At 51.5% G+C, this 3257-nt stretch carries 2 rRNA genes; both read left to right on the top strand.

What is annotated here, in order from left to right:
* Window positions 1-102: 102 nt before the first annotated feature.
* Window positions 103-2996, top strand: a 23S ribosomal RNA gene (locus KVG87_RS25605).
* A 148-nt stretch (window positions 2997-3144) separates the two neighbouring features.
* Window positions 3145-3257, top strand: a 5S ribosomal RNA gene (gene rrf / locus KVG87_RS25600); the annotation flags it as partial.

Raw genomic sequence — 3257 nt, 5'->3', positions numbered from 1 at the left:
CGGATCAGGCTAAGGTAAAATTTGTGAGTTCTCTTAGTTGAGAAATTCGAATTTTCGGCGAATGTCGTCTTCACAGTATAACCAGATTGCTTGGGGTTATATGGTCAAGTGAAGAAGCGCATACGGTGGATGCCTTGGCAGTCAGAGGCGATGAAAGACGTGGTAGCCTGCGAAAAGCTTCGGGGAGTCGGCAAACAGACTTTGATCCGGAGATGTCTGAATGGGGGAACCCAGCCATCATAAGATGGTTATCTTGTACTGAATACATAGGTGCAAGAGGCGAACCAGGGGAACTGAAACATCTAAGTACCCTGAGGAAAAGAAATCAACCGAGATTCCCTTAGTAGTGGCGAGCGAACGGGGACTAGCCCTTAAGTGGCTTTGAGATTAGCGGAACGCTCTGGAAAGTGCGGCCATAGTGGGTGATAGCCCTGTACGCGAAAATCTCTTAGTCATGAAATCGAGTAGGACGGAGCACGAGAAACTTTGTCTGAATATGGGGGGACCATCCTCCAAGGCTAAATACTACTGACTGACCGATAGTGAACTAGTACCGTGAGGGAAAGGCGAAAAGAACCCCGGAGAGGGGAGTGAAATAGATCCTGAAACCGTATGCGTACAAGCAGTGGGAGCAGACTTTGTTCTGTGACTGCGTACCTTTTGTATAATGGGTCAGCGACTTATTTTCAGTGGCGAGCTTAACCGAATAGGGGAGGCGTAGCGAAAGCGAGTCTTAATAGGGCGTCTAGTCGCTGGGAATAGACCCGAAACCGGGCGATCTATCCATGGGCAGGTTGAAGGTTAGGTAACACTGACTGGAGGACCGAACCGACTACCGTTGAAAAGTTAGCGGATGACCTGTGGATCGGAGTGAAAGGCTAATCAAGCTCGGAGATAGCTGGTTCTCCTCGAAAGCTATTTAGGTAGCGCCTCATGTATCACTGTAGGGGGTAGAGCACTGTTTCGGCTAGGGGGTCATCCCGACTTACCAAACCGATGCAAACTCCGAATACCTACAAGTGCCGAGCATGGGAGACACACGGCGGGTGCTAACGTCCGTCGTGAAAAGGGAAACAACCCAGACCGTCAGCTAAGGTCCCAAAGTTATGGTTAAGTGGGAAACGATGTGGGAAGGCTTAGACAGCTAGGAGGTTGGCTTAGAAGCAGCCACCCTTTAAAGAAAGCGTAATAGCTCACTAGTCGAGTCGGCCTGCGCGGAAGATGTAACGGGGCTCAAACCATACACCGAAGCTACGGGTATCATCTTCGGATGATGCGGTAGAGGAGCGTTCTGTAAGCCTGTGAAGGTGAGTTGAGAAGCTTGCTGGAGGTATCAGAAGTGCGAATGCTGACATGAGTAACGACAATGGGTGTGAAAAACACCCACGCCGAAAGACCAAGGTTTCCTGCGCAACGTTAATCGACGCAGGGTTAGTCGGTCCCTAAGGCGAGGCTGAAAAGCGTAGTCGATGGAAAACAGGTTAATATTCCTGTACTTCTGGTTATTGCGATGGAGGGACGGAGAAGGCTAGGCCAGCTTGGCGTTGGTTGTCCAAGTTTAAGGTGGTAGGCTGAGATCTTAGGTAAATCCGGGATCTTAAGGCCGAGAGCTGATGACGAGTTACCCTTTGGGTGACGAAGTGGTTGATGCCATGCTTCCAAGAAAAGCTTCTAAGCTTCAGGTAACCAGGAACCGTACCCCAAACCGACACAGGTGGTTGGGTAGAGAATACCAAGGCGCTTGAGAGAACTCGGGTGAAGGAACTAGGCAAAATGGCACCGTAACTTCGGGAGAAGGTGCGCCGGTGAGGGTGAAGGACTTGCTCCGTAAGCTCATGCCGGTCGAAGATACCAGGCCGCTGCGACTGTTTATTAAAAACACAGCACTCTGCAAACACGAAAGTGGACGTATAGGGTGTGACGCCTGCCCGGTGCCGGAAGGTTAATTGATGGGGTTAGCTAACGCGAAGCTCTTGATCGAAGCCCCGGTAAACGGCGGCCGTAACTATAACGGTCCTAAGGTAGCGAAATTCCTTGTCGGGTAAGTTCCGACCTGCACGAATGGCGTAACGATGGCGGCGCTGTCTCCACCCGAGACTCAGTGAAATTGAAATCGCTGTGAAGATGCAGTGTATCCGCGGCTAGACGGAAAGACCCCGTGAACCTTTACTATAGCTTTGCACTGGACTTTGAATTTGCTTGTGTAGGATAGGTGGGAGGCTTTGAAGCGTGGACGCCAGTTCGCGTGGAGCCATCCTTGAAATACCACCCTGGCAACTTTGAGGTTCTAACTCAGGTCCGTTATCCGGATCGAGGACAGTGTATGGTGGGTAGTTTGACTGGGGCGGTCTCCTCCTAAAGAGTAACGGAGGAGTACGAAGGTGCGCTCAGACCGGTCGGAAATCGGTCGTAGAGTATAAAGGCAAAAGCGCGCTTGACTGCGAGACAGACACGTCGAGCAGGTACGAAAGTAGGTCTTAGTGATCCGGTGGTTCTGTATGGAAGGGCCATCGCTCAACGGATAAAAGGTACTCCGGGGATAACAGGCTGATACCGCCCAAGAGTTCATATCGACGGCGGTGTTTGGCACCTCGATGTCGGCTCATCACATCCTGGGGCTGAAGCCGGTCCCAAGGGTATGGCTGTTCGCCATTTAAAGTGGTACGCGAGCTGGGTTTAGAACGTCGTGAGACAGTTCGGTCCCTATCTGCCGTGGACGTTTGAGATTTGAGAGGGGCTGCTCCTAGTACGAGAGGACCGGAGTGGACGAACCTCTGGTGTTCCGGTTGTCACGCCAGTGGCATTGCCGGGTAGCTATGTTCGGGAAAGATAACCGCTGAAAGCATCTAAGCGGGAAACTTGCCTCAAGATGAGATCTCACTGGAACCTTGAGTTCCCTGAAGGGCCGTCGAAGACTACGACGTTGATAGGTTGGGTGTGTAAGCGCTGTGAGGCGTTGAGCTAACCAATACTAATTGCCCGTGAGGCTTGACCATATAACACCCAAGCAATTTGCGTCGAAAGGCCAGATTGCGGTGTGTGAAGACGAAACGAACCGAAAGTTCGAAGTTCACAAACACCTAGCTGTCACATACCCAATTTGCTGAAGCGAGGCCATTTGGTCACGAGTCAGTACCCGAATTTCTTGACGACCATAGAGCGTTGGAACCACCTGATCCCATCCCGAACTCAGCAGTGAAACGATGCATCGCCGATGGTAGTGTGGGGTTTCCCCATGTGAGAGTAGGTCATCGTCA

Origin of the sequence: Pseudomonas siliginis, from assembly GCF_019145195.1 — a bacterium.
In the GTDB taxonomy this organism is placed as follows: Bacteria; Pseudomonadota; Gammaproteobacteria; order Pseudomonadales; family Pseudomonadaceae; genus Aquipseudomonas; species Aquipseudomonas siliginis.
The sequence above is the reverse complement of the archived record's forward strand: the minus strand, read 5'-3'. Positions and strand labels throughout refer to the sequence as shown.